Annotated in this window: 24 protein-coding genes and 1 pseudogene; 9 read left to right on the forward strand and 16 right to left on the reverse strand. The window is 59.1% G+C overall.

Annotation, left to right across the window (positions count from 1 at the left end; translation table 11 throughout):
* Positions 1-335: 335 nt before the first annotated feature.
* The 3 genes from NKI96_RS08290 to NKI96_RS08300 all read right to left on the reverse strand — a co-directional run bounded on the left by NKI96_RS08290 (position 336) and on the right by NKI96_RS08300 (position 2,036).
* Entirely contained in the window at positions 336-611 is a 276-nt protein-coding gene (locus tag NKI96_RS08290) for a hypothetical protein (RefSeq protein WP_023691389.1), read from the reverse strand.
* A 295-nt stretch (positions 612-906) separates the two neighbouring features.
* Positions 907-1,527 (reverse strand): cysteine hydrolase family protein, encoded by a 621-nt coding sequence (locus NKI96_RS08295; protein ID WP_023687850.1) that lies wholly within the window; start codon positions 1,525-1,527, stop codon positions 907-909.
* A 23-nt stretch (positions 1,528-1,550) separates the two neighbouring features.
* A complete protein-coding gene (locus NKI96_RS08300) occupies positions 1,551-2,036 on the reverse strand; it encodes a DUF6894 family protein (RefSeq protein WP_156933725.1) in 486 nt (161 codons plus the stop codon).
* A 49-nt stretch (positions 2,037-2,085) separates the two neighbouring features.
* Between NKI96_RS08300 and ku the strand changes: the two genes are divergently transcribed.
* Positions 2,086-3,075: a non-homologous end joining protein Ku gene (ku, locus tag NKI96_RS08305; protein WP_502897966.1), complete on the forward strand. Its 990-nt coding sequence runs from the start codon at positions 2,086-2,088 to the stop codon at positions 3,073-3,075.
* Between the two features lie 654 nt (positions 3,076-3,729).
* Here ku and NKI96_RS08310 read toward each other — a convergent pair.
* The 5 genes from NKI96_RS08310 to NKI96_RS08330 form a co-directional block, all read right to left on the reverse strand.
* Positions 3,730-4,776: an ATP-dependent DNA ligase gene (locus NKI96_RS08310; RefSeq protein ID WP_352803715.1), complete on the reverse strand. Its 1,047-nt coding sequence runs from the start codon at positions 4,774-4,776 to the stop codon at positions 3,730-3,732.
* A 128-nt stretch (positions 4,777-4,904) separates the two neighbouring features.
* Positions 4,905-5,411 carry a YciE/YciF ferroxidase family protein gene (locus tag NKI96_RS08315; RefSeq protein WP_023668075.1) on the reverse strand — a complete coding sequence of 169 codons (507 nt, stop codon included), beginning with the start codon at positions 5,409-5,411 and terminating at the stop codon, positions 4,905-4,907.
* A gap of 331 nt (positions 5,412-5,742) precedes the next feature.
* Positions 5,743-6,162: an HD domain-containing protein gene (locus NKI96_RS08320; protein WP_023681173.1), complete on the reverse strand. Its 420-nt coding sequence runs from the start codon at positions 6,160-6,162 to the stop codon at positions 5,743-5,745.
* A gap of 40 nt (positions 6,163-6,202) precedes the next feature.
* Complete coding sequence (locus NKI96_RS08325) at positions 6,203-6,613, reverse strand: DUF427 domain-containing protein (RefSeq protein ID WP_023704637.1); 411 nt, start codon at positions 6,611-6,613, stop codon at positions 6,203-6,205.
* Between the two features lie 628 nt (positions 6,614-7,241).
* A complete protein-coding gene (locus NKI96_RS08330; RefSeq protein WP_031195797.1) occupies positions 7,242-7,562 on the reverse strand; it encodes a hypothetical protein in 321 nt (106 codons plus the stop codon).
* A gap of 201 nt (positions 7,563-7,763) precedes the next feature.
* Between NKI96_RS08330 and NKI96_RS08335 the strand changes: the two genes are divergently transcribed.
* Positions 7,764-8,339, forward strand: coding sequence for a GNAT family N-acetyltransferase (locus tag NKI96_RS08335; protein WP_245261917.1), 576 nt, complete (start codon positions 7,764-7,766; stop codon positions 8,337-8,339).
* Between the two features lie 80 nt (positions 8,340-8,419).
* Here the strand turns inward: NKI96_RS08335 and NKI96_RS08340 are convergent, their stop codons facing one another.
* Genes NKI96_RS08340 through NKI96_RS08355 form a run of 4 tightly spaced genes read right to left on the reverse strand, consistent with a single transcriptional unit; the run spans position 8,420 to position 10,792 of the window.
* A complete protein-coding gene (locus NKI96_RS08340; protein ID WP_023681169.1) occupies positions 8,420-8,752 on the reverse strand; it encodes a hypothetical protein in 333 nt (110 codons plus the stop codon).
* A 2-nt stretch (positions 8,753-8,754) separates the two neighbouring features.
* Complete coding sequence (locus NKI96_RS08345) at positions 8,755-9,117, reverse strand: hypothetical protein (protein WP_245260251.1); 363 nt, start codon at positions 9,115-9,117, stop codon at positions 8,755-8,757.
* Positions 9,114-10,334, reverse strand: coding sequence for an NRAMP family divalent metal transporter (locus tag NKI96_RS08350; protein WP_023668066.1), 1,221 nt, complete (start codon positions 10,332-10,334; stop codon positions 9,114-9,116). Before NKI96_RS08350 ends, NKI96_RS08345 begins: the two co-directional genes overlap by 4 nt.
* Entirely contained in the window at positions 10,331-10,792 is a 462-nt protein-coding gene (locus tag NKI96_RS08355) for a hypothetical protein (protein ID WP_352668294.1), read from the reverse strand. Before NKI96_RS08355 ends, NKI96_RS08350 begins: the two co-directional genes overlap by 4 nt.
* A 514-nt stretch (positions 10,793-11,306) precedes the next feature.
* Here NKI96_RS08355 and NKI96_RS08360 point away from each other — a divergent pair.
* The 3 genes and pseudogenes from NKI96_RS08360 (at position 11,307) to NKI96_RS08370 (ending at position 13,453) form a co-directional block, all read left to right on the forward strand.
* Positions 11,307-12,104, forward strand: a complete 798-nt coding sequence (locus tag NKI96_RS08360; RefSeq protein ID WP_023696321.1) for an SDR family NAD(P)-dependent oxidoreductase — start codon at positions 11,307-11,309, stop codon at positions 12,102-12,104.
* A 610-nt stretch (positions 12,105-12,714) separates the two neighbouring features.
* Positions 12,715-13,117: pseudogene (locus tag NKI96_RS08365) on the forward strand (SDR family NAD(P)-dependent oxidoreductase); the annotation flags it as partial.
* A gap of 90 nt (positions 13,118-13,207) precedes the next feature.
* Positions 13,208-13,453 carry a hypothetical protein gene (locus NKI96_RS08370; protein WP_023687844.1) on the forward strand — a complete coding sequence of 82 codons (246 nt, stop codon included), beginning with the start codon at positions 13,208-13,210 and terminating at the stop codon, positions 13,451-13,453.
* A 180-nt stretch (positions 13,454-13,633) separates the two neighbouring features.
* On the opposite strand, the gene NKI96_RS08375 is transcribed toward NKI96_RS08370, so the two are convergent.
* Together NKI96_RS08375 and NKI96_RS08380 are read right to left on the reverse strand one after the other, a co-directional pair.
* Complete coding sequence (locus NKI96_RS08375) at positions 13,634-14,050, reverse strand: response regulator (protein ID WP_023804850.1); 417 nt, start codon at positions 14,048-14,050, stop codon at positions 13,634-13,636.
* The gene (locus NKI96_RS08380) at positions 14,047-17,160 is read right to left on the reverse strand and encodes a CheR family methyltransferase (RefSeq protein WP_023736052.1); all 3,114 of its coding nucleotides are present in this window, start codon (positions 17,158-17,160) and stop codon (positions 14,047-14,049) included. Before NKI96_RS08380 ends, NKI96_RS08375 begins: the two co-directional genes overlap by 4 nt.
* Before the next feature lie 147 nt (positions 17,161-17,307).
* On the opposite strand from NKI96_RS08380, the gene NKI96_RS08385 reads away from it, so the two are divergent.
* Complete coding sequence (locus NKI96_RS08385) at positions 17,308-17,874, forward strand: response regulator (protein ID WP_023668059.1); 567 nt, start codon at positions 17,308-17,310, stop codon at positions 17,872-17,874.
* 117 nt (positions 17,875-17,991) lie between these two features.
* Positions 17,992-18,168 carry a hypothetical protein gene (locus NKI96_RS08390; RefSeq protein ID WP_023681160.1) on the forward strand — a complete coding sequence of 59 codons (177 nt, stop codon included), beginning with the start codon at positions 17,992-17,994 and terminating at the stop codon, positions 18,166-18,168.
* Positions 18,169-18,389: 221 nt separating this feature from the next.
* Here NKI96_RS08390 and NKI96_RS08395 read toward each other — a convergent pair whose 3' ends face one another.
* Complete coding sequence (locus NKI96_RS08395) at positions 18,390-18,653, reverse strand: hypothetical protein (protein ID WP_023736053.1); 264 nt, start codon at positions 18,651-18,653, stop codon at positions 18,390-18,392.
* Positions 18,654-19,403: 750 nt separating this feature from the next.
* A complete protein-coding gene (locus NKI96_RS08400; RefSeq protein WP_023833975.1) occupies positions 19,404-20,897 on the reverse strand; it encodes an alpha,alpha-trehalose-phosphate synthase (UDP-forming) in 1,494 nt (497 codons plus the stop codon).
* Between the two features lie 708 nt (positions 20,898-21,605).
* Between NKI96_RS08400 and NKI96_RS08405 the strand changes: the two genes are divergently transcribed.
* The gene (locus NKI96_RS08405; RefSeq protein WP_023754451.1) at positions 21,606-22,076 is read left to right on the forward strand and encodes a GFA family protein; all 471 of its coding nucleotides are present in this window, start codon (positions 21,606-21,608) and stop codon (positions 22,074-22,076) included.
* A gap of 182 nt (positions 22,077-22,258) precedes the next feature.
* Positions 22,259-23,026: an alpha/beta fold hydrolase gene (locus NKI96_RS08410; protein WP_352803720.1), complete on the forward strand. Its 768-nt coding sequence runs from the start codon at positions 22,259-22,261 to the stop codon at positions 23,024-23,026.
* The last annotated feature ends 79 nt before the right edge of the window (positions 23,027-23,105 follow it).

Here is a 23,105-nt window from a genome sequence, read left to right on the forward strand (position 1 = left end):
ATCGTGCCGTGAATTCCAGGCCGACCATTGCGCCTTGGTTTGAACGCCGGATTTCATGATGCGGTTGCGATTTATCGGGCTTCAGCCGACCACGACACGTCATCGCCGTTTGCCATTGCCAGACAGGCATGAATTGCGTTGCGCAACTCGGAAGGCGAGGCAGGCTTTGCGACCCATGTCCCGTGAAGGAAAATCGGATCGTGAAAACCCGAATTGGCGTAGCTTGCCGAATGGACGACAAAGGGGATGTTTCGGGCGTCAAGCAACGTAGCTATTCGTTCGAGCGCGATAAACGCCTCGTCTTCCAAAATCGCAACGGACCTATGGTGGTCCAATTATCGCAGTCCTTTGCTCTCCGAAGCGATCGGCAGCGCAGCACGCCGCCTGACCGGTTCCACCCGGTGGTCGAAGCTCACGGCAATTTTCTTGCCGGACATGGCACGGACCATAAGCCCGACCAATTCCTCGTCGTCGCAGCGACACTCAGGAAACCTTGCGCGGATTTCATCGACCGCAAACGCCGTCGAGATAATGTCGTCAGCGCGATAGCCAGAGATCACCGCGTAGACTGCGCTATAGGTTTCAAGGTCAATGACTTCGGTTTTCAGCACATCATCCTCCCTGCGGAAGGCCGACGGCAGAGGCGCCGGATGTCTCGCAAAGATTGCTAGATGCCGGCATCTAGTCTTCGGCGCTGTATCCTGTTCATTCTATGACGGTTGGCCGCGCTGTCGATAGCTCTGCAAGGCTTTGTACGCTTCCAGACACTGATTCACGCGAGCGACCAGATCAGGCAATCGTGCCGTTCTTATACGTTTTCCGGTTCACTGTAGTGCCGTCCGCCAACTGAAACAGTCCACCCGACCAGAATGACGATTGTCGGCCCTTTCACTTGAAGCCCCCAGATCAGCGAGTGAGTTGTGGCCAACACTCCAACACCTCCGCCATGCTGGCCGCCTCAATCTGCTCACTGAAGCGGGAATGGTAGACTTCCATCAGTGCGTCATGGGTCTGGTCGGCAGAGCTGCAGATGGCATCGGTGACGAGAATGACGCGAAAGCCACGATCGATGGCGCCAAGCACGGTCGCGAGAACGCAAACGTCGGTTTCGCCACCGGTGATCACGAGCGCACGCACGCCGGAGCCACTCAGCAGCGCGTCGAGCCGCCCCTCGGTCCAGGGCGAATAGACGTGTTTGTCGACCACCGTCGCCGGCGGTACAAATCGTGCAAGTTGAGGCATCAGCTCGATCAGGCGCGGATCGATGTTGGAAAGGGTTACCTCCGCCCACCGACGATAGTAGTTTGCCCACATTCCCGGCGCCTCGCCCGGGCGGGCGGCAGGAATGAAGCGCGTGAACAGGGTACGGCTGGCATGTCTGGCGACCAGTTCTTCGATCGCCGGGACCACCTTTTCAGCCCACGGCACGGGCCAAGGTCCACCCGGCGCAAACAAGCGCTGCATGTCGACGCACAGATGCAGGCCATCGTCGCCTATTGGTCCGTGAATCAATCCTTGGGCGGCCACTGGTGGATTCCGTCGGGTTTGGGTTACTGGCCTGCCTGCCGCGCTGCATCGGCCTCAGCCACATCAACAGTGTAAAGCAATTCACCGTTTTCGTTGGATACCCTCACAAGCCAGCCGGACAGAGCGTCCGTGCCAGGCTGCAGGTCGGCGAGAAGATCGATTGCGCAGCGGATAGCTTCGGACCGGGCCGCCTCAAGGCTCGCCATCCTCGACGGCGGTATGCGTCGGCTGGTTTCGCCATCGCGATACTCAAAGACATATACGTCGCCGGCGCCGTCGCTTGCAGAGGTTATCTCGACCTGGTCGAAATTGCCGTTGCTGCTCGCGTCATATTCATTGGCTGCGAGATCAAAGGTCGCTGTCTGGACCAGGATTGCCTTTGCGCGGGCAAGCACGTCATCTTCAGCTTGTATCCCGACGTTTGCCATGTCCACCGTAACGCAGTCGCCGCCCTCGCCGCAAAATATCACCCGGCGAACCGACTGCCCGTCTGGCGCCCTGGCATTCACCACTTCGGTCCGAACGACTTGCATGACACTCTCCTGCCTGTGTCTGACAATGTTCATGGTGCGGTTCGGTTCCTGCGGATGCAGGGCGTCGGCCCGGCTGTCGAGACTGACAGGACTTCCCCACCGGACATTCACGGTGCACCGAGCCCCCGCCGCAGGAACAATTCGAACGGAAACGCGTTGCCCTAGCTGGAAACGGGATAAGCGCAAAATGGCCGCGCCACGTGCTGCCTGGAAGGGCTTCTTGAAGGTTGGTTCGGTTACTTGCGGCGTGAAGATTGTCGGCGCAACCAGCGAAGCATCCAAGATCCATTTCAAGATTTTGAACCGCAAGGACGGTCTGCCGGTCAGGAGCGTCTACGCCGACGAGGAGACCGGAAAGCTGGTGGATGCAGCGGATCAGGTGAAGGGTTTCGAGATCGAAAAGGATGAATTTCTCCAGATCGAACCTGACGACATAAAGGCGTTGAAGCTGACGTCGAAGCACACGCTCGAAGTCGGCGAATTCGTATCGATTGACGATATCGATACGCGCTATCTCGAGAAGCCCTACTATCTGATCCCGGCCGACGGCGCCGCAATCGAAGCATACGGAGTGATCCGCGATGCCATGAAGAACAAGGGCGTGGCCGCTCGATCCTGCGTGGTGCTCTACCAGCGCGGCCGCGAAGTGCTGATTCAGCCCTATGGCAAGGGGATGGTGATGACCGAGCTTCGCAACCACAACGAAATGGTTTCGGAAAGCACTGTGTTCGATGGATTGGCCAAGCAGAAATACGACCCCGATCTGCTCGAAATCGCCGGCATGCTTATTGACAAAAAAGTGACGACCTTCGATCCCTCGAAATTTGAAGACACCTATGAAGACGCGCTGATCGCCATGATCGATGCAAAGCGCAAAGGCAAGAAGCTGCCGAAGCCCGCACCAAGGCCACAGGAGAATGTCATCAACCTCGCTGAGGTGCTGAAGAAGAGCCTCAAACAGGAAGGGCTGGCGAGATCCACAAAGAGAGCCTCACCGAAACGCAAGACAGCATAGTTGATAACTGCCTAGCCAGAAGGTCCGCACAGCAGCCCCAGCCGCCCCTAAATCGCTCGGAACAATTCTCGCGGTTGCCCGTTGGCCACCAAGGACGATGCCGTATGCCGAGATCAAGAACGTCGACAGGGCAGTCCTCAAAGAGTCAGAGGCAGCGGATGCCAACATTGCGCTCAAAGGAGCCGGAACGCAGGACTCTGATCGGGCGCCGACAAGCCCCAGGACCGCTGGCCATCGGTAAAAATACATGGGGTGTGAAAAGACCCTTTCGCCTCCAGACGCGGCGACGCGCGACCTGTGGCGGGCCGAACCCCACGCCCAAGCGAAACCCGGAGAATAGATGTGCCCCCCAAACCAGAGCCAACCGAAGAGCCGCCAGTGGATGCGCCGACGTGGACGCCGGACATACGCGAGCCTGAGCCGGATCTTCTTCCCGACGAAGTGCCAGTTCCTAATCCGGACGAGAACCGTGATCCGCCAAAGCGAGGCGTAGTGACAGACTGAACAACGGGTTTGGTCCGGCATCCTCCTGCAAAGGCGTTTATCTCGCCGCCGGGTTCAAGATCGCCAGTGAAATGCGACTGGATTTGGCTACGCCGAATGCTTGACGGATTTGGTCTCCATAGTGTGGACCTGCCGACGCTTCGCCAAGCCTCATTTTCCAAGTATCTGTTCGAACGTGCATTGCTTCGGGCTTTTGTCAGGACGCCATCGCAGAAATTTGGTGCCATGACGGAAACGATCCCCGGTGACATGATCGAACCGCACCTCCGCCACCAGTTCGGGCCGCAATGGCTCCCATTGTCCGCTTCTTTCCGTGCTCCACCGACTGGGACCGCCCGGCGCTTTTCCCGTGAAGCCAGGAGCCGATCGCAAAGCTTCAAGTTGTCGCGTAAGCTTGGCCCTGTCCTCCCGGGCGATCGTCGAAGTGAACCCGACATGGTCGAGTTGCCCCTGGTCATTGTACAGACCGAGCAACAGGGAGCCAACTTCACGCGACTTCGCCAGGTAGCGGAACCCTCCGACGACACAATCGGCCGTGCGCAGGCGCTTGACTTTGACCATGGCGCGCTCGCCGGGCCGATATTCGTCATCGAGAAGCTTGGCAACGACCCCGTCGGTCGAACCTTGTCCGGATTGGCCAAGCCATCTGCCTGCCGCCGCCAAATCAAGCGTTGCCCGAGACAGTTCGAGATCCTTTCGCCGGGCCGACTTTACGAACAGTTCGAGTGCAGCGCGCCGAACCGAGAGCGGCTGTTGCATCAAGGCGCCCTCGGAGGTCGCCAACATGTCAAAGAGGATCAGCTTTGCCGGCGTCGCGACCGACAGTTTCCGGATCCTGCTTTCCGCCGGATGCAGCCGCATCTGCAAGGCGTCGAAAGAAAGAGAGCCTGCAATTTCGATGACGATCTCACCATCGACCACGAACTCTTTTGTTTTCAGTTCATGCAACATCGCGACGACTTCCGGGAAATACCGCCCTAACGGCTTGCCGGATTTTGCACGCAACTCCACGGCCGCGCCGGCTTTAAAGGCCAGGCAGCGGAACCCGTCCCATTTGGGTTCGTATTGCCACCGGCCAGCATCGGCCGGCAACGTGTCGGCAGCCTTTGCTTCCATCGGCGCCGTGCTCAACGCAACGCCGAAAGACGATTTTACACTCGTCGGCAGATCGCGAGTCATGGCAGATTCGCCCGTCATGAAAGTTCCGTGGACAACGATGGAGATCGACTCAACGCAGCATTGGTGCCGGCTTTGGAAAAAATCATGCTCCAACAGCGTTAGGTCATGATGAGATTTCAACCAATCTCATCATGACCTGGGACGGTCTACTCGGCAGCCTGCATGTTGATCTTGCTTTCCGCCATTTCGGTGAGCTTGCGATCGGTCGCCTGCTCTTCTTTCAGGTTCTTGGCCAATACGTTGGCGCAGTCACTGCGGCCAAGCTGCTTGGCCCAGGCGATGAGCGTGCCATATCTGGTCATCTCATAGTGTTCGACCGCCTGCGCCGACGCTATCAGCGCCGCGTCTAGAACCTCCTTGTCGTCGACGTCGCCGCTCACATCGTCGGCTTCCTCCAGAATGCCGTCTATCGCCGGGCAGTTGACCTCCTTGGCCTTGACGCCGTGCAATTCGAACACCTGTTCGACGCGCTCGATATGGCCTTTGGTCTGCTCGAGGTGTTTTTCGAATCCGGCCTTCAATTGCGGATCGGTTGCCTTGCCGATCATCTTCGGCAGCGCTTTCTCGATCTGCTTTTCGGCGTAATAGATGTCGCGCAGCGTGTGCACGAAGAGATCGTCGAGTGTCTTGATGTCCTTCGAAAAGAAGCCCATGGCCTTACCTTTCATTGTGCAGAAGTTCGGGTCCGGCGGCGGCTCGCCCGCCACCCGCGGAGGCCGGGAACTCGTCCCGGCTTGCTGGTCAACGCACCGGTGCCGGAGGAGTTCCTGATTCCGAGCCGGCCGTTACTCCTTTTCGGGACGCTGCGGTCCATCTCCGGAGGAGCTTTGACCCGAACACACGTTCCATGGTCCAGGCGAGGACCCTCAGGCGCACGCCGGCGCGGAAAAACTGACGGCCAGGAGAGCCGAAACGTGCTGTGCGCCGCAAGCTCTCGCAGGCGATGGCTGCCTCGGCAGATGCAATGCCAGCGCCGGGCGCGCACTATTGTCGGGAGAACTCTTGGTCAAGTATGCGAAGGCCCTCTTCATATTTGGCCGCCGACGCTCCGACCTGCCTCGACTGCCAGATGTTGTCCTCCAGATCGGCGCGTTTTACGGGGAGCGCCACTGGGTTCGACGCAGCCCGCCGGACAAAGGCGAAATACTCCTCATCCGGCCTGCGCGACATGGCATCGACCGCCGCGGTAATTGTCGGTCCGAAGCCTGCTTCTTCGAGCTTGGCGCGGGTCCAGCCCTCGCCTTTCTCCAGAACGTCATGAAGGTAGGCAACAGTCTTCTGATCGATTGTCTCGACAGCGTCGACGACACGGCGGCAATGCTCGATGTAGGGCCGCCCGGTCTTATCGCGCTGCGACGCGTGAACCTCCTCCGCAATCTTTGCCGCCTGGTAGAAAATGCTCATCGCGCCTGTCGTTACCGTGATTGACTCTGCCTGATGAAACCTATTCGACGATATGTGGCGTGTGTCGCTTGTCCTCGGCAGGGTCGACATCGATACGGGCCTTTTCCGGATCGAAAGCGCCGTGACCTGCAATAGCCAGAGCAGCCGCATCGGGCGTTTCGTAGGCCCACATGAAATCATCGGAAGAACTGCCGACGGCGTGGACACGCCAGTAGCTTGCGGTGCCTTTGAGCGGGCACCGGGTGGTGGTGTCGGTCTTTTCGAAAAGATCGAAATAGATGTCCTCGAAGGGGATATAGAAAACGGGCTCGTGCCCGTCTTCACGCAGGACCTTCGCCCGCTCCGTAGCTGCGACGATGGCGTCGGAAAACCGCACCGTCACCGTGCCGGAAAACGGTTCTATGGCCAATCGGCCAAGGTTTTGCTGTGAAGTTGCGCCTGAAGTTTGCATCTGAATTTCTCCCTGGCGATTACCGCAAGATGCCTGGAGACGAAATGCGCGGCGGCGCTTCAGGTTCCGGCATGTCCGATGAAGCTGAATGGCAGCCGGCCTTAAAGCGCCTACCGCCTGCCGTATCCAGCAGTACTCGTCAGTAAGGCGCGGTAAAATGCTCGTCCAACCCATTCGAAGACTTTGGAAGGACGACACGGTCGTCGCTTCCGTGGAGCGTCAGGGCTGGCACCGAAATGATCTTCGCCGCCACTTGCCGGCGGGCGAGTTCGTGGCTGGAGATGCTCCAGCTGTTTGGCCGTCGTCAGCTGCCGCCTCATGTACGGGCTCCGGGGCGGCCTCAGTTGCTGCCAAGTGGGCCGCAAGGTCCCTATAGACCTTGTCCCTGCCGCCATCGTGTTTAGCGATCAGGCCAAGTAGGTCATGACGGCTTAGCTTTGCAATCTTCATTAGGAATTCGAATTCGTGCTTCGGAATCGAGGCTGCTAAGCGATCGAGTTTGGCCCGCCGGGTCTCTTTGGACACATGTGCTCCTATGTATCCAGGCAGCATGCGAGGCACGTATTCGGAGGCCCGCCATTGTCTTGATGGCGGGCCTTCGGGCGGCCGAAGCCGCTAGGTCCATCGGCTACTTGTTGCAATTTTGCACGGTCGAGGTCGTTGCGCCACTTGCAGTGTTGTTATCGATGTCATTGCCTGCGGCGTCCTTGCAACGGTCGGTCATGCCGTTCGATTTTGTAGTCGAGTTTGTGGAATTCGGATCGGTTGGCACGGCCGCATTCCCGCTGCCAGTGCCATTGCCAGCGGCGCCGCCGCTGCCAACAGTTCCAGTACCAGTTCCATTACCCGTGCCAGCCGTTCCGCCAGCACCCGTTCCATTTGTCTGCGCCAAGGCGGAACCGGCCAAGGCAATAGTTAGCACCGACGCGGCTAGAATTTTCTTCAACATTGGAGTCTCCGTGTTTGAATCGCCGAATTGCGATCGCTTTCCCAACGACAGGTTTTTCTCATTGTTCCCGGCGTAATGGATTGTGATCCGCAGCAGCCTTCGTCGAGGTGGATACTCTTGCCGGCGCACGAATTGTGATGAGACCTGACAAGGCAGGATGGGCTTTGTTCAACACCAAAGCGATATGTTGGGCGCGGCTGCATGCATCCGACGCGGATCGCGATGCGGAATGTGGGCAATACGGGTTACAACAGAAGCGGCGATCAGAGCTGCGAGCGAACCGGCCGCCTTGATGTTAGTCTGACGGTTGAATCTCAAGACCATTCCGACGCAGGAGCAGAACGCATGCCGGCTCGATCCGAAGGATTTACAATCGCTCTGGCTCACAACGGGGATGCACGAACGCAGGCGGCCGCTGCGCTCTATCGACACAACATCGAACAAACCGGAATCGATGACCGGGCAGTGATCGGCGCGGAGCTTACCGACCCCTCGGGAAAGATCTGGGGTGGAATTTGGGGCAGAACGGAACTGGGGCTCCTGTTTCTCGACATGTTCTTCTTGCCTGAAAAATTGCGTGGCCGATCCTATGGATCACAGCTTCTTATGGCGATTGAGGAGGAAGCCATTAGGCGCGGATGCAAGAGAGCCGTCGTCGAGACGAGCAGTTTCCAGGCGCCTCAATTCTACCGGCTTCATGGGTTTGAGGAATTCGGCAAAGTCGAATTCGTTATTCCAGGACATGCCCGCATCTTCCTTCGCAAGAACCTGCAGTAATCTTTGCGGAGGCGCCATCTGCACGAACGGCTGTTCGCCGGCAAAATGCCGGCGCCTTAGCCCTCCCGAGCCGTAGCCATCTACTCCCGAAGGTCCTTTTGCCCTTTCCATCCAGGAAGCTCGGTCATCGGGCATAGCAGCCGCGGTCGCGCCGGATCGGAGATATCGAGTTTATCCCAGGGAATGCGGTACAGGCCGTCGCGGCGGCGCAGCCGAAAGAGGTCGAGCATCGCGATGCCGATGGTCGAAGCCGACAGACGCTCGAACGCGGCGTAGATGCCAACGTGGAATTCAGTAACGACGAGCTCGTCGCCACGCTGTTCGGCGAGAATCTCTTCGATGTGACCGATGCTCTTTCCACGCTGCGAGAGCACGCGTCGCCCGGCAAGATGTTCGAGGTTGACTGTCCTCATCATCACGCTCCTGGGATGCGCCCGATGACATGATCGCGCAACCAGTCCTGCCAGGCGAAAATCGACGTCTCGCCCACCTCGATGTCACATTCGATGTCGAGCCCGTTGTCCTGCACCTTTTTCCACGCAATCCTGTGTGGCTCGGCGTGGCGTTTGCCACCCACCCTCGTCGCCAGTTGCGCCATCCATTCCCCGGGCCGCGCGCCAAGGCGGCGCGCCAAAGTGATGGAGCCGAGTTCTATCGCGACAATCCTTGGTGGTTTGCCCCGCCGCAACTCGGCCACCACTCCGTCGACCTTGCCGATCTTGACCCGCCGGCGGTCGAACACCTGCTTGTCCAGGAGATCACGCATCAATTCCATCATGTGCCTCCGAATATCTGCAGCGGAATCGTCACCACGGCGAGCACGAAGGCAAGCGCGATAATGAAGACAACGGCGGCATTCGAAATGATGCCGTTGCGATGTTCGCCGACATAGCGTTCGTCATTCAGCAGGAAGAGAAATGGAACTACCGTCAGCGGAAGGCTCGCCGCCGTTACCGCCATGGAAAAGATGGTCAGCCTCAGTGGGTCGAGGCCAAGCATGATCGGAATGGCGGCCAAAAACAATGATGCCGTATAGACGGCACTGAAGCCCGGATCATCGCGCGGCTTGCGATCCTCGCCCCAGGTCCAGCCAAAGCCCTGTGCCACCAGATATGCCTGTTGCAACCCGACTTCGAGTGCGGCGCCGAAACAGGCAATGGCGAGCGAGGCAACGAATAGAACGAACCCCCAGAAGCCGAATATAGGGATCAGCATCAACGGCAGTTGGTGATAGTCGTCCACCTGGTCGATGCCGCGCGTCGCGAGAACGAGAGCAGCGACGATCAACACGCCGATCGAAATGGTCCCACCGAAGGTCATGCCCAGCCCGGCGATGGCACGATTGGCCCCAAGGTGGCTTTCATCCCATTTGTCCTCGATAGCTCCCGAGGAATAGAACATGAAAAGATAAGGCGATATTGACGCGCCGAGAATGCTGGCCGCCATGAACCAGTAATTGATGGCATCGTGAGCCGGCAGCGAAGGCACGGCGCTGCCAGCGACCGCTGTCCAGTCGGGCTTTAACATCACCGCACCAACCACGAAGCACAGCGTCACGAGGCCGAGGACCGAAACGCCTTTCTCGATAAAGCCAAACGTGCCTTTCCACAGCAGCAGCCATGCCAGCAACGCCACCGGCAGTGCCCACCACTGGAAGCCTATGCCGGTGGCAAGTTCGAGTGCGATGGCCACACCGCCGATCTCAGCGGACAGCACCATGAAATTGACGAGAAGGACGACTAGCAACGGCCATAGGAAGACGTTGAACCCAAATCTTTCACGAATGCCCTCTGAGATCGTGTGATGGCTCATCGCGGCGAACCGACCGGCCATTTCAACCAAAAAGATGATGCATATGGTGCCGAGAACTATGGCCCAGATTAGCTGGAATCCGAAGGCGGCACCCGCCTGCGCCGCCGTAGCCATCGACCCGACTTCGAGGAAACCTCCGACACTGGTGACGACGCCAAGCGATATTTCCAGAAGCTTCTTCACGGCTTTGGTCCGAAAGCGCTGGTGTAAGCGGCGGCGAGCGAGCGCATGGCCGCCCGAAGATCCTGTTGTGCGCTTTTCACCTCAGTGCGATTGTCCACCCGCAATCCCGCCTCGGCATGCGCCACCGCCACCGACAAACTGTTGACTGCTGCCGTCAGTCCTGCTCGCCCGGCTGGTTCAGGGGTCTCGGCCGATCGAATTTGCGCCTCGACATCGGCCAGCGTTTTTCCGACCGAGTGCAGTGCGGCCGTGGCATAGGGGGACGGTGCCGCTCCCTCCACCCAGGCATCCAGCACCATCGATACGGTCTGTGCCGCGGAGGCCGCGGTTCGTGATTGCTGCGCCACCTGATTGGAAGACGAGCATCCGGCCAACCCGGCTAGAATCAGCAGCAAGCACAGCCAGCCAACCGGAAAATGACGGTCGTTATGGGGTACAGCGCGCGTTGGATGCGCCACGCGGATTTCCTCCCCGGCCCGAACCAACTGCGTCCGGCATCAATGATCTAGAGCGCTCGGAGAGCTCGTCAAACGAAACCGACGACGAGCCTGTGAGGTCGGCTAGTCCAACGTAACAAAACGCTCCATCCCGGACAGCCGTTAAAAGAGGGGGGCCCGCGCTTCTCTTTGGCGCGGAGAAGCGCGGGCAGATCGGGCCGAGGGGATGACCCGATCGCGCAGCATCAACATGGGAGGGCAACAACGCTGCACGGTTCGAACTTCCAACCGGGCCACTTGTTCCAACTTCAACTGATCCGTTCTGAGTACTTAATCCATGCGTTTGGGGGCCTTTTGAAGGTAGGCCATCGCGAGTTCTCATGGCGTAGAACGGTTTTTGTCGCAACGGCCCATCCATGAATGCGCGCGAGGACCGCGACGACGACCGTCGCCTGACCGTCATGACAGCGCACGATCAATCCAGCCCAAACGCCGCGGAACAATTGTGCCCACTCGTGGTTCCGATGGCACGAAGATGGAGGATATGATGACGGACGCCAAACTCGCTGTGGTGACCGGCGCCTCGAGTGGCATCGGAAGGGAACTCGCAAAGCTGTGCGCTAAAGACGGTTACGACCTGATCATCGCCGCCGACGAGCCGGCTATCCGGCAGGCGGCAGAGGCACTTGAAACCCACAATGTAACGGTCGAAGCCATTGAGGCCGATCTGGCGACCGTCGAGGGCGCCGATCGGTTGATCTCCCAGATCGGCGATCGCGATATCGACCTGTTGTTTCTCAATGCGGGACGCGGGCTCGGCAACGGCTTCGTCGACCAGGACTGGCGAAAAGTCCGCCGGATCATCGACACCAATGTCACCGGAACGGTCTATCTGGCGCATGAACTCGGCGCCAAGATGGCCCGGCGAGGTCGCGGACGCATCCTGTTCACCGGGTCGATCGCCGGCTTCATGCCCGGAACATTCCAGGCCGTCTACAACGGCACGAAGGCGTTCATCGATTCCTTCTCGATCGCGCTCCGCCATGAGCTGAAAGATAGCGGCGTGACGGTCACCGTGCTGATGCCTGGCCCCACGCAGACGCGATTCTTCGAGCGCGCTGAAATGATGGATACCAAGGTCGGCTCCGATGAAAAGGACAATCCGGCCGATGTCGCCAAGACGGGTTACGAGGCGATGATGGCCGGTGATGAACAGGTCGTCAGCGGTTGGAAAAACAAGCTGCAGGTCGCCGCCGCGCATGTCACGCCGGCAGGCACTTTGGCCGAACAGCACCGTAGGATGGCCGAGCCGGGGTCGGCGTCCAGCGACTGAGCTGATATTTCGCGCCATCAAACGGGCTGGCATTCGCAGAGACCGCATGTGCTGCGCGACGCAGTCAATCGCTGCCGCAAGGACGGCACCATCTCGGTCCCCACGGCGTCTGTGTTGGCCTGGTCGATCACATCCCGTCTGGCGCGGCGATGAATAAGAGACCGGCTTTCCGGATGGGCCAGACGCATACGCAACGCTGCCTCGAACCTCTTTTGGCCATGGTCCAGAGCGGCGCAATCGATCCCTCCTTGTTATTACCCACCGGGCCGATCTGAAAGCAGGGCCGGATCTCTACAAGACGTTCCGCGACAAGCAGGATGGCTGCATCAAAGTCGTGACGCGGCCTCACAGCAAAGACGGGCAAGGCGACCGACACTCACTGCAATCACAAGGGAACATTCGCGTCGACGGCCGGTTAGGTGCCACTTCCGTAACGGTCACCTGCCGTCAAAGCGAGCCCATGATGAACCACGACCAGCATGACAATGTACCAGACGCAGCGCGTAGACTTGTCGTCGGAAGCATGGCGGGAGGAATTCTCGTCGCTTATGCTTCCACGGCGTCAGCCGATACGGGAACATTGCCTGCTAAAGCAGGCCCTGCGAGCCCGATGCTCAAACAGAATCCGGTGACGCAATATCCCCAGCCGCCGTTCAAGGCACAGGAACAGAAGTGGCCGGGTTTGGCCACCAAGATGGTGCCGCGCCCGGATCACGGCGAAACAACCTACAAGGGATCAGGCAGGCTTGCCGGTCGCAAAGCGCTGATAACCGGCGGCGATTCCGGAATTGGTCGTGCGGCGGCGATTGCATTCGCGCGCGAGCGTGCGGACGTCGCTTTCGGCTATCTCCCCGAAGAACAGGAAGACGCCGACGAACTGGTGGACCTAATAAAAGCGGCAGGTCAAAAGGCTTGCCGGCGATATCCGCAATTAGGCCTTTTGCAGAAAGCTGGTCGATGAAGCAGCAACGCCCCTCGGCGGTCTCGACATCCTGGTCAGCAACGCTGCCCGCCTCACTCGAGTCAACGGTCCTCAAAAAGGGCCGCCAGGCCCACCGCTCCTTAGGCGTGGTGGGCTTTCAGACTGTCTACAGGAGGAACCAATGGCTGGCGATGAAATAGAAAGAAGGCGACTGCAGATGTTGATCGAACAATATCTGGAGACCCGTAAGCGACGGCACGATTTCGTGTCGATCGCGAATGCCGAACTCGCGATCAAGGCGGTCATGCCGCATTGCCCGGTGTCAAGCGCAGCGTTGGCAGAGATGATAGCCGCTGGCGCCGTCACTTACGGCCTTGGCGTCCTATTCGACGCGAGGCAAACCGAGGGCGAACTGCCCGTCGTTTGATAGGCTCATCGACCTGACCAATCGTCGCGCCGTGGCGAAGTTTCGCCCAGCGCTGGAGTACGCCAGACCGGGAGCATGCCAATCGTGCCGGCCGGATCGCAGGCACTTGCCGGCGACGCCGTCTCGGGCCTGGACCCGAATGTCGTCGCATATCTGATGAAAACCAGTGTCTTTGTGCAGTTACCGGGCTTCTCGTTGGGTTGGCACCGTTCCGCTGTCCTGGTGTCTTGCCAAAGCTGTCGGTTGAACACCGAGCATATTTCGCACGGCCTCGACCAGCGCAGCAGCCCACACGGGTTTTGACAGCATCTTGTGATGACGCAAATCTTGCGGGATGTCGGATGCCGTGTACCCACTGACGAAAACAAACGGAATTCCGCGTTGCGCTAGAAGAGGGACAAGGGCAGCGCTGGTCTCGCCGCCGAGACCAATGTCCAGGACCGCGGCAGATATGACTTCACTCTCGATCAGCTTTTTCGCGCGAGCAACGGACGGCACTGGCCCGGCGATGGCGAAGCCGGCCTCTTCCAGAATTGCGCGGTGCTCCTCCGCGACCAGCCATTCATCTTCGACGATAAGGATACGAGATGCAGTCACGTTTCGCTCTCCCGATGATCAAACGGAAACTCAATCCGCAAGCTCAAACCATCGGAACCGAAAGATGTTTCAAAATTTCCGCCAAGCCGATACTCAATTTCGCCCTTCACCAGCGAAAGACCAAATCCCGTCTTCTCAGGCGGACTGACAGCGGGACCGCCGCTTTCTAACCATTCAAGCTGAAAACCGTGATCCGACGCCGACCAAGTCACGGACACCACGCCGTTTGGCACGGACAAGGCGCCATATTTTCCAGCATTCGTGGCAAGTTCATGGATCACCATGCCAAGCGACAGGCCCTGCTGAGGCTTGAGCCGAATGTCCTCGCCTGTGGTGTTGATGCGTTCCAGCCCGAACGGCTCGACTTCCTGCCGCACGATTTCCTCGACCGAGACCTCTTTCCAGCTTTCGCGCGAGAGCACTCCGTAGGCCCGCGCCATGGCGCGCAGGCGACCGATGAGCGCTTCGGCGAAAGCCTCCGAAGAGGGAGCATTTTTCAGGGTCTGACTGGCAATGCTGACCGTAACAGCCAGCATGTTCTTGACCCGATGGTTGAGTTCCGAGATCAATACCCGCTGGTGGGCTTCGGCTTCAGCCATGGTCGTCACATCGACAAAGGTCACCACCACGCCCTGGATTTTCCGCGCGCTGTCGCGGTAGGGGATCAGCCGCACGAGATAGTGGATGCCGTTGCTATCGCGCGGCAGCTGGTGCTCGATCATCTCGCCGGCCCTGAAAACCTGGGCAATATGGTCGCGCAGGTGCGGATAATCGAGCCGGCTGGCAAGATCGGTCAGCGGTCTTCCGATGTCGGTCGGCAGCAAGTTGAAGAACGAAGACGCCGCCGGCGTGAAGCTGCGGATAACCAGCTTGGTATCGAGAAAAACAGTCGCGATCTGTGTGCTCTCGAACAGGTTCTTCAGATCGCTGTTGGCACGATCGAGATCCTCGATCTTGGAAACCAGTTCGGCATTGATGGTGTTCAATTCCTCATTGAGGGACTGCATTTCTTCCTTGGAGGCCTCGAGCTCCTCATTGGAGGACTGGGCCTCTTCGTTGACCGAGACGAGTTCCTCATTGGAAGATTTCAACTCCTCCAACGCGGTCTCATATTCTTCGATCGTCGATTGCAGGCGCTCGCGCGTATCGCGGAGCTCGCGTTCGAAATCAGCAATCCCAGATGCCACCGGCTGTCGAACCTTTAGAGCCTCCAGCCGCGGCTGCGGCTGGCCCACCGGCTCGAACAGGACGAGAAACAGCGGCTCGCCGCTGCCGCGATCAGTCAAGGGCTCGATCGTCAATGTGACGAATTGGACACGATCTTCATCTTCTTCAATGGCTATCGCTTCGCGCACAACCGTGCGCCGGCCCTCGGCGGCTTCCCGCAAAGCGCCGCGCAATTCCAGACGCAGGCCGCTGCGTGCCATTGTGAGCAATTGTCTGCTCGGCACCCCTTGCGGCGGCTCGAGATATTTGCCGGTTCGGACCGAGTAATAGACGACATCTCCATCACCATTGACGACGACGTGAGCCGGAGCGAAGCGTTCGAGAACCTGCGCTTCAACGGTTTGCCTTAGGGAATAAGACAAGCCGCGGCGGGCATGTGTGTCATTGGCGCTGGAAAAGTTGGTTGCAGGCGCAGCATTCAACAAGATCGGCAGCCGCGGCGGCGCCGAATGTTCTCGTGCCTTGAAGATCCGTTGTTTCTTGTCGACCGGTGCAAACAGGTCGGCATGCTGGCTTATGCTTTCGGAGGTGCCAAGGAACAGATAGCCGCCGGGCTTCAGCGAATAGTGGAAGGTCGGAATAACCTGCTTTTGCACATCGGGGCCGAAATAGATCAGGAGGTTCCGGCACGACACCATGTCCATGCGCGAGAAGGGTGGATCGCGGATGACGCTGTGCGCCGAGAAGATGCAGAGATCACGTACGCTCTTGCTCAAGATGAAACTTGTGCCGTCATTGCTGAAGAAGCGTTCGCGACGTCCAGGCGAAACGCCCGCAAGCAATGACTCCGGATAGCGCGCCGAACGTGCGATGCCCAGCGCCGCGTCATCGATGTCCGTGGCGAAAATCTGGATGCGCGGCACAGCCGAAAGTGTATCCATATGCTCGCGCATCAGCATTCCGATCGAGAAGACTTCCTCGCCGGTTGCGCAGCCGGGCACCCAGACGCGGATCGTATCGTTGGCGTCCTTGCCTTCGAAAAGTTTGGGGATGACGGTTTCTTCCAGGGTCTTGAAAGCGTCCGTGTCGCGGAAGAAATTTGTCACGTTGATCAGCAGGTCGCGAAACAGCGACCGCACTTCCTCCGCATTTGAACGAAGCAACTCTATATAGGCATCGATCGCGGTGTTCTGTGTTATTTGCATGCGTCGCCTGACGCGACGCAAGAACGTCTTGGCCTTGTAGCCCGAGAAATCATGTCCCGAATGGCTGCGCAGGATCGCGTAGATTTCCTCCTGGCCCTTGCGGAGTTTCAAAGCACTGGCCTTGCCATCGTCAGCTTCAAGCTCGTCGAGCAGTTCAAAGCTGTGGGCAAATTCCATGAGTTTCGCACCCATCTCATCGGCTGGGATGGCGATATCGATCAGACCGGAACTGATCGCGCTGCGCGGCATGTCGGGATTGCTCGGACCCGACTCGTCGGAGAGTTGCGCCAGCGTCAGGCCGCCATGCTCCTTGATTGCCTTGATGCCCAACGTACCGTCGGAATCGCCGCCCGACAGGACGACGCCGACGGCGTATTCGCCCTGATCCTCGGCCAGCGCGCTGAAAAAGATATCGATGGGCTTGCGCTCCCTGGACACCGAATTCGGTTGGCGCAGCTTTAGGCTGGAATTTTCAATGGTGAGGATCGCGTTGTGCGGCATCACGTAGACGGTGTCAGGATGGATATCCATTGCATCTTCAGCGACACGAACCGGAATTCCGGTGTAAAGCGCAATCACTTCGTGCAGCAGACTTTCCCGTTCCGGGCTGAGATGCGTGACGATCACGAACGCCATCCCGCTCGAAGACGGCATCCCGCGAAAAAATCCCTCCATGGCGGCAATGCCGCCCGCAGAGGCGCCGATACCGACTATGGGGAACCTCGGCAGCTTTTGCATCAATTGTCCTGCTTCAGTGAAATGCAACGCGGCAGCGCTGATTTCGATCCCAATGTGTAAACCGTTCCTGGTCGAATTCCCATCCCGCACCGCCGATAGCCACGGAACCGATGGACGCGATCGCCGTTTAAGGCCCGGAGGGCTGCTATGTTATTAGGCATGCGAATTCTGCTCGTCGAGGACGAATTCTTGCTGGCAAGCGAACTTGCCTCCTATTTCAGCGATTGTGGGGCGACCGTTTTGGGGCCGGTGTCGTCAGTCAGCCGGGCTCGACGATATATCGATTCAGCGGATGGGGCGGTGCTGGACATCGACCTCAACGGTGAGACTGTTTTTCCCCTCGCCGATGAGCTGACGGACAGAGGCATCCCGTTCGTATTCTTCTCCGGAAACGATCAGATCACCCTGCCGGAGCGGTTCCGGTACACCCAAAACCTCTCCAAGCCGGCCGGGTTCAGGACGGTTGCCGGGATCCTCGCCGCGCAATCAACAGCGCTTGGCGAAGACAACGTTTTCCGCGCTCTTCCAAAACTGAGGCTGTCCGCGCGGCTGCTGCTGGGCGACCCACAGGCGGCCGATCGCCTCGTCGAACGGACATTGAAGGCGGCGCTGGAGGAGCGGTTGTCGACGCGGCATGACCTTCCCTTGAGCGAATGGCTCAATACGCTCATGGAGGAGGTGCTCCGCAACGACAGGTCTGGCATTATGAATTAAGATTGTCCGACAGTTTGCCGCAGACCGCTCCGTCGACCGCCCCCCACCCCAGTACCCTCCGCCAAGAGTGCTTCGCTTCGTCTTGCAAATACGGCCGCATTCCTGCTAGAAATCCTCGTGGCCAAACCTCCGCAAACCAAACCTGACTCATTCCGCGATCCTGTTGAGGGCGACGCACTCGCAGCGCTGCTCGACGAAATCGCGGAAGAGGAAACACCTGAACGGCTGTTGAAGCTCGCCCTTGAGCTGCAGCAGCAACTGCTGTTGTCAAAGCAGCTGAAAAACCCCAACTGAACGGCCTGCAGCTAGGCATCTTGATTTGCCTCGAGTTCCACGATGGCGTCATCGCCTCGTTCGCCAGACCCCTGGTGCGGTAATCTTTCAGCGCTCGATGTGGGCGAAAGCCCAGTCTCAATAGCTCAGCCGTTCTGCGCCCAGAAAGCCCTGATCCCATCATGGCGCCGATGAGACGACCTGGAAAATCAGGGCCGACTTGGGTCGCAGCCCGAGGTCGATCATTGCTGCCCTGGCATCTCGGTATTTTCTTGCGGGCTCTTTTTGACGCCGGCCGCGGGTGATGTCTCGGCGGGGGCATTGCCGCCTTGGTTCTGTTCCGGGGTGCGCTTTACCGGCGATGTCTGCCACGATCCGCCTGAAAGGGGTATGAACACAAAGAAGGCTAGCAGGGCGACGAAGATAACAGCCGCAATGACGACGCCCCACCCGAGTACATTTCGGGTGCCACGCTGTTCTTCCTTCCGGGACACATGCTCCGTCATCACTGGACTCCTTTGTGTCATTCGATGAGATACAAATTTATCGTGCAGATCGACCGCACGGTCTGCTCTTCCCCGACGCGTTCCGCCGGCACAGCCGAAGAAGCTGAAGCTAATCTTCTCCAGCTTTTCGGCTGCCTGGTTTGGCGGCCCGCTTTGGCGCTTTCGGCACTGTCGGTTGCCGCTCGGGTGCAGGCGGATTGATCGCCTCGTGCGCCAAACGGGCTTTGCGCAATCGCGCCGTTTTCTCTTCCCGCGCATTGCGCTCGGCTTCCATTACTCCTTGTGCGTAGAGGGTGGCTCGTGCGTCTCTGTCGTTTGCGGATCCACTGGCCGCCATAGTCAGCCCTCCGCCTTGTAATTTCTTGCTTCCTTCTTGGCGCCGGCTTTGCCGTGCTCGGCTGCAAGCTCTTTGGCCTGCCCGGGTGACACGTCGGTGGCTTCGGCCAACTTGATTGCCTCTTGTTCAGAGAGATCTCTGTCCTTTCGCGTGGGGTTCCTTGTCATCGCAGATCTCCTATCAGAGCCCAAACGACCGGACCGGCGGTGTGTTCCCTGGGACCTTCGATAGTCCACCGATTGAGGCGGGCTATCGCGCTTCCGTCAAACGAGCGAAAAGGTTCTGATGCGGACGGACAAGATACACGATCAGCTTCAAGGCCTTTCGAACTGCTAGGCAAGCCGGGTTATGGCCGGGCTATGACCGTGTGGGACGCGTGACACACGGACGGGTTCAGGCATCGATGCCAGGCGCTAGTTCTCACCCGCGAGCGTGGCGAGAAATGACCGCCGCCATTCTGCTGCGTCATTGCGCGTGATGCGCTTGAGCAGTGCACTATGCCTTGCAATTCTTTCCTCAAGCGGCATCGCGAGCGCTTTTGCGATCGCATCGGCAACCTCGTCGACCGCATACGGGTTTACGATCAAGGATTCGGCAAGTTCTTCGGCCGCACCTGCAAAACGCGACAACACCAGCACTCCGGGATCGGCTTCGTCCTGCGCGGCTATGTATTCCTTGGCGACGAGGTTCATTCCGTCACGCAGGGGCGTGACCAATCCGACCTGGCTAGCGCGCAACAGGCCAGCAAGCCGAGAGCGTGATACGGCACGGTGGATGTAGCGGATAGGGGTCCAAGCCAAATCCGCGTATCTTCCGTTGACCGCGCCGGCGGTTGCCTCAAGCTGGGCCCGGATGTCGGCATAGGCGCTGACCTCCTCGCGCGTCGGCGACGCAATCTGCAAATAGGTTGCCGCCCGCTCTTGTTCCGGATGCCTTTCCAAAAGACGCGCGAAAGCCTGCATGCGGCCGGGGAGACCCTTGGAGTAGTCCAGCCGATCGACGCCGATGATTTGCTTGAGGCCCAGAATCTGGCGGCGCATGGAATCGATCTGCACATCCTCCGCCGCCTCATTGGCCATGCGTGCGATTGAATCGACGTCGATGCCTATCGGAAAACACCTCGATAACACCGTGCGGCCGTTCATCTCAGCCGAACCATTGATATCAAAAGTAGTGGAGTTGGCCGCCTGCACTGAGCGCCGGAAATTCCCCACGTCCGTTTCGGTCTGGAATCCCACGACGTCATATTGAAGCAGATCATCGATGAGTTCTTCATGGTCGGGCGTGGCTACAAACAAGTCAGGCGGCGGGAACGGTATGTGAAGAAAGAAACCGATCCGATTCCGGACTCCCAGCCGCCGCAACTGGGCGGCCAAGGGGATAAGGTGGTAGTCGTGAACCCACACCAGGTCGTCGTTGCCCGACAGCAGTCCTGCGAGCGCCTTCGCGAACCGCGCATTGATCTGCCGGTAGGCGTGTAGAAACTCTGCCCGGTGGTTCACCAGGTCGAGTCGGTAATGAAAAAGCGGCCACAGCGTGCTGTTGGCATAGCCATTGTAATAGAGCGAATACTCCTCATACGGCAGGGTAAGCGCAGCCGTCTCGATCTTTCCCACGCGTTCCAAGCGGATCAGCGGTTCGTCGCTCGCGGCGTAGTCCTGATACTCGGCGCTTGCTCCCAGCCACAGGCCTCCACGCTCGGCCAACGCATCCCCGATGCCTACAGCCAGTCCGCCGGCTTGGGACGGATCGCGAATGTTTCCCAGTCTATTCGAGACGACAACCAGACGACGCGGGATGGCGCGATCGCCAGTTAGCTCAGCCTCCCCACCTAAGGCGTCGCGCTCAAGGGGATCACCAACCGTTTGCGAGGCCTCGTTGAAAATTTCATCCGGTCGCTGCAACAAGAGCAAATCCTGAGCGTGAAGATCGCTTGGGGAACGGTCCGCGCGTGCGATTGTTCCCGACGTAAGTGTCCAGCCGGACTCGCTGGATCACATTCTCGGCCCGCTCGGCGCCTTTTTCAGCGGCTCTCGCAGGATCGTCGTCGGACGCACCGGTGATGAGACCCCGATCCAGCACGCCGAGCAGCCGCTTTGGCGACGGCCGGACTTACCGCTTTGGTATTCATGCTGCCGGATCCCCTGCCCTGTCATATCAACTCCCCACCTTGGCAAAAGCCCCAACTGACCAAACCGTCAGTCCACCTCGATTACCTTGCGCGTCGGCTTTCGTTGGCGGGGCGGCTGCTTTGCGGCTACGGGCGCGGGCGGGGTCTGCGCTATCGATGCCTCCAACAACTGTCGCTGTTCTCTAAGCCGCGCCGTCTTGGCTTCCCTGGCATGCCGCTCCGCTTCCAACAGCAACTTGGCTTCTCGATCCGCCCTCTCGATCTTTTCCCTGTCGACGCGTCGTGTTTTCAAGGTCGCCTCCTTTGGTCAGACGGCGAACAAAGTGCGGACCTGAAAAAATGTTCCCAACAAATTAAGGCCTGATCTGCCTCAAATGATATTGACCAGCAGCCCGCCGGTTGCGCGCATCTGCGGCTCTGTGACGTCCAAAGGAACTGCTTGCCGTCCGCGGCGTTACGCCACCACGCTGGCCGGAAGATTACCATGGACGACAAACCCCGAACGACGATCAGAAAACCGGCCCGGATTGATCGAGGGCATTGCTTTTGCGGAGCCATCACAGCTGAATTCAGTGGCGATCCCTTTTGGATTTGTTTCGACCACGACGATGACTGCCGACGAGCGATCGGCAGCCCACTGACGATCTGGATTGGCTATCGTCCAGATCAGGTCGATTGGCTCGGCTCCAAACCAAAAACATTTTCGAAAACCAGGGGCGTCGTGCGCTCCTTCTGTTCGCAATGTGGCACCTCGATTGGGTACACCGATGAAGGCTTGCCAAATGAGTTCTACATCTCGATCGGATTCATGGACGCGCCCGAGAAGTTCCATCCCCAAGCCCAGGCCTATTGGGAAATGCGGCTGCCGTTTATCAGGATGGATGACGGTTTGCCTCGCGTCGAGGGCTACACCCGGGCGCGCGACCCCGCCCTGGGCAATCCCAGAGACCGGTGAGGCAGGAGGCTGGATCTCGGGCCTCGTACCTGCAAGCCAGCGCCAGGGCTGGCGGAACGGCGGCCGAACCATTGGAATGAGAGAGATCTCCAAACGGACAAATGCCCGAAACCAATTTCACCGGCGTGGGTTGAAGATGGACATGCGGGACTTGTTTTCACAGTCTGACGACAAAGAAGCGGATGTTTGAAGGATTCAAGCTAGAGACCGTGGATCTGCCCGAGTCCTCACTGCGAGTCAGGTATGGAGGTTCAGGCCCGCCGCTTCTTTTGCTGCATGGCCATCCTCGGACGCACGTTACCTGGCACCGGGTAGCCCCACTTCTCGCCGCCGACCACACAGTTGTCTGCCCCGATCTGAGGGGCTTTGGCCAGTCCTCGGTACCGGCGGACGCCGTGGACCATGCTGGATCCTCCAAGCGTGCCAAGGCCAGGGACTGCATTGCTCTCATGGGACATCTCGGCTTTCGCCGGTTTGCCATCGCAGGCCATGACCGCGGCAGCTACACAGCGTTCCGAACAGCCATGGATCACCCGTCGGCGATCAGCCATCTGATCGTCATGGACAGCGTCCCTATCCTGAAAGCCCTCGAACGCTGCGACGCCCGCTTTGCGAAGCTCTGGTGGCATTGGTTCTTTTCGCACAGCCGGACAAGCCCGAACGCGCAATCATGGCCGATCCTGACGCATGGTATGGCGGCTCAGCCGAGTCCATGGGGGCTGAGGCCTATATCGACTACAAGGACGCAATCCACGATCCGAATGTTGTTCACGGCATGCTTGAAGACTATCGGGCAGGTCTGGCCATCGACCAATTGCACGATGCCGACGACAGGAAAGCTGGTCGCCGGGTCGCGTGCCCGACCTTGGCGCTCTGGTCCGCCCGCGATGATCTTGGGGCACTCTACGGCAACGTGCTCGATGTTTGGCGACCCTGGACCACCGAACTAAAGGGCCAACCGATCGATTGCGGACATCATATGGTCGAAGAAGCAGCCGACGCGGTAGCCGCAGCCGTCATGGCGTTCTT

The organism is Mesorhizobium sp. M0292 (genome assembly GCF_040321695.1).
Taxonomy (GTDB): domain Bacteria; phylum Pseudomonadota; class Alphaproteobacteria; order Rhizobiales; family Rhizobiaceae; genus Mesorhizobium.

What these genes read in the sequence shown, in the direction of transcription:
- ku (WP_502897966.1), top strand. Translation starts at nt 2,086, where the DNA reads ATGTTCATGGTGCGGTTCGGTTCCTGCGGATGCAGGGCGTCGGCCCGG.
- NKI96_RS08310 (WP_352803715.1), bottom strand. Translation starts at nt 4,776, where the DNA reads ATGACGGGCGAATCTGCCATGACTCGCGATCTGCCGACGAGTGTAAAA.
- NKI96_RS08315 (WP_023668075.1), bottom strand. Translation starts at nt 5,411, where the DNA reads ATGGGCTTCTTTTCGAAGGACATCAAGACACTCGACGATCTCTTCGTG.
- NKI96_RS08320 (WP_023681173.1), bottom strand. Translation starts at nt 6,162, where the DNA reads ATGAGCATTTTCTACCAGGCGGCAAAGATTGCGGAGGAGGTTCACGCG.
- NKI96_RS08325 (WP_023704637.1), bottom strand. Translation starts at nt 6,613, where the DNA reads ATGCAAACTTCAGGCGCAACTTCACAGCAAAACCTTGGCCGATTGGCC.
- NKI96_RS08330 (WP_031195797.1), bottom strand. Translation starts at nt 7,562, where the DNA reads ATGTTGAAGAAAATTCTAGCCGCGTCGGTGCTAACTATTGCCTTGGCC.
- NKI96_RS08335 (WP_245261917.1), top strand. Translation starts at nt 7,764, where the DNA reads ATGCATCCGACGCGGATCGCGATGCGGAATGTGGGCAATACGGGTTAC.
- NKI96_RS08340 (WP_023681169.1), bottom strand. Translation starts at nt 8,752, where the DNA reads ATGAGGACAGTCAACCTCGAACATCTTGCCGGGCGACGCGTGCTCTCG.
- NKI96_RS08345 (WP_245260251.1), bottom strand. Translation starts at nt 9,117, where the DNA reads ATGATGGAATTGATGCGTGATCTCCTGGACAAGCAGGTGTTCGACCGC.
- NKI96_RS08360 (WP_023696321.1), top strand. Translation starts at nt 11,307, where the DNA reads ATGGAGGATATGATGACGGACGCCAAACTCGCTGTGGTGACCGGCGCC.
- NKI96_RS08370 (WP_023687844.1), top strand. Translation starts at nt 13,208, where the DNA reads ATGGCTGGCGATGAAATAGAAAGAAGGCGACTGCAGATGTTGATCGAA.
- NKI96_RS08380 (WP_023736052.1), bottom strand. Translation starts at nt 17,160, where the DNA reads ATGCAAAAGCTGCCGAGGTTCCCCATAGTCGGTATCGGCGCCTCTGCG.
- NKI96_RS08385 (WP_023668059.1), top strand. Translation starts at nt 17,308, where the DNA reads ATGTTATTAGGCATGCGAATTCTGCTCGTCGAGGACGAATTCTTGCTG.
- NKI96_RS08395 (WP_023736053.1), bottom strand. Translation starts at nt 18,653, where the DNA reads ATGACGGAGCATGTGTCCCGGAAGGAAGAACAGCGTGGCACCCGAAAT.
- NKI96_RS08405 (WP_023754451.1), top strand. Translation starts at nt 21,606, where the DNA reads ATGGACGACAAACCCCGAACGACGATCAGAAAACCGGCCCGGATTGAT.
- NKI96_RS08410 (WP_352803720.1), top strand. Translation starts at nt 22,259, where the DNA reads ATGTTTGAAGGATTCAAGCTAGAGACCGTGGATCTGCCCGAGTCCTCA.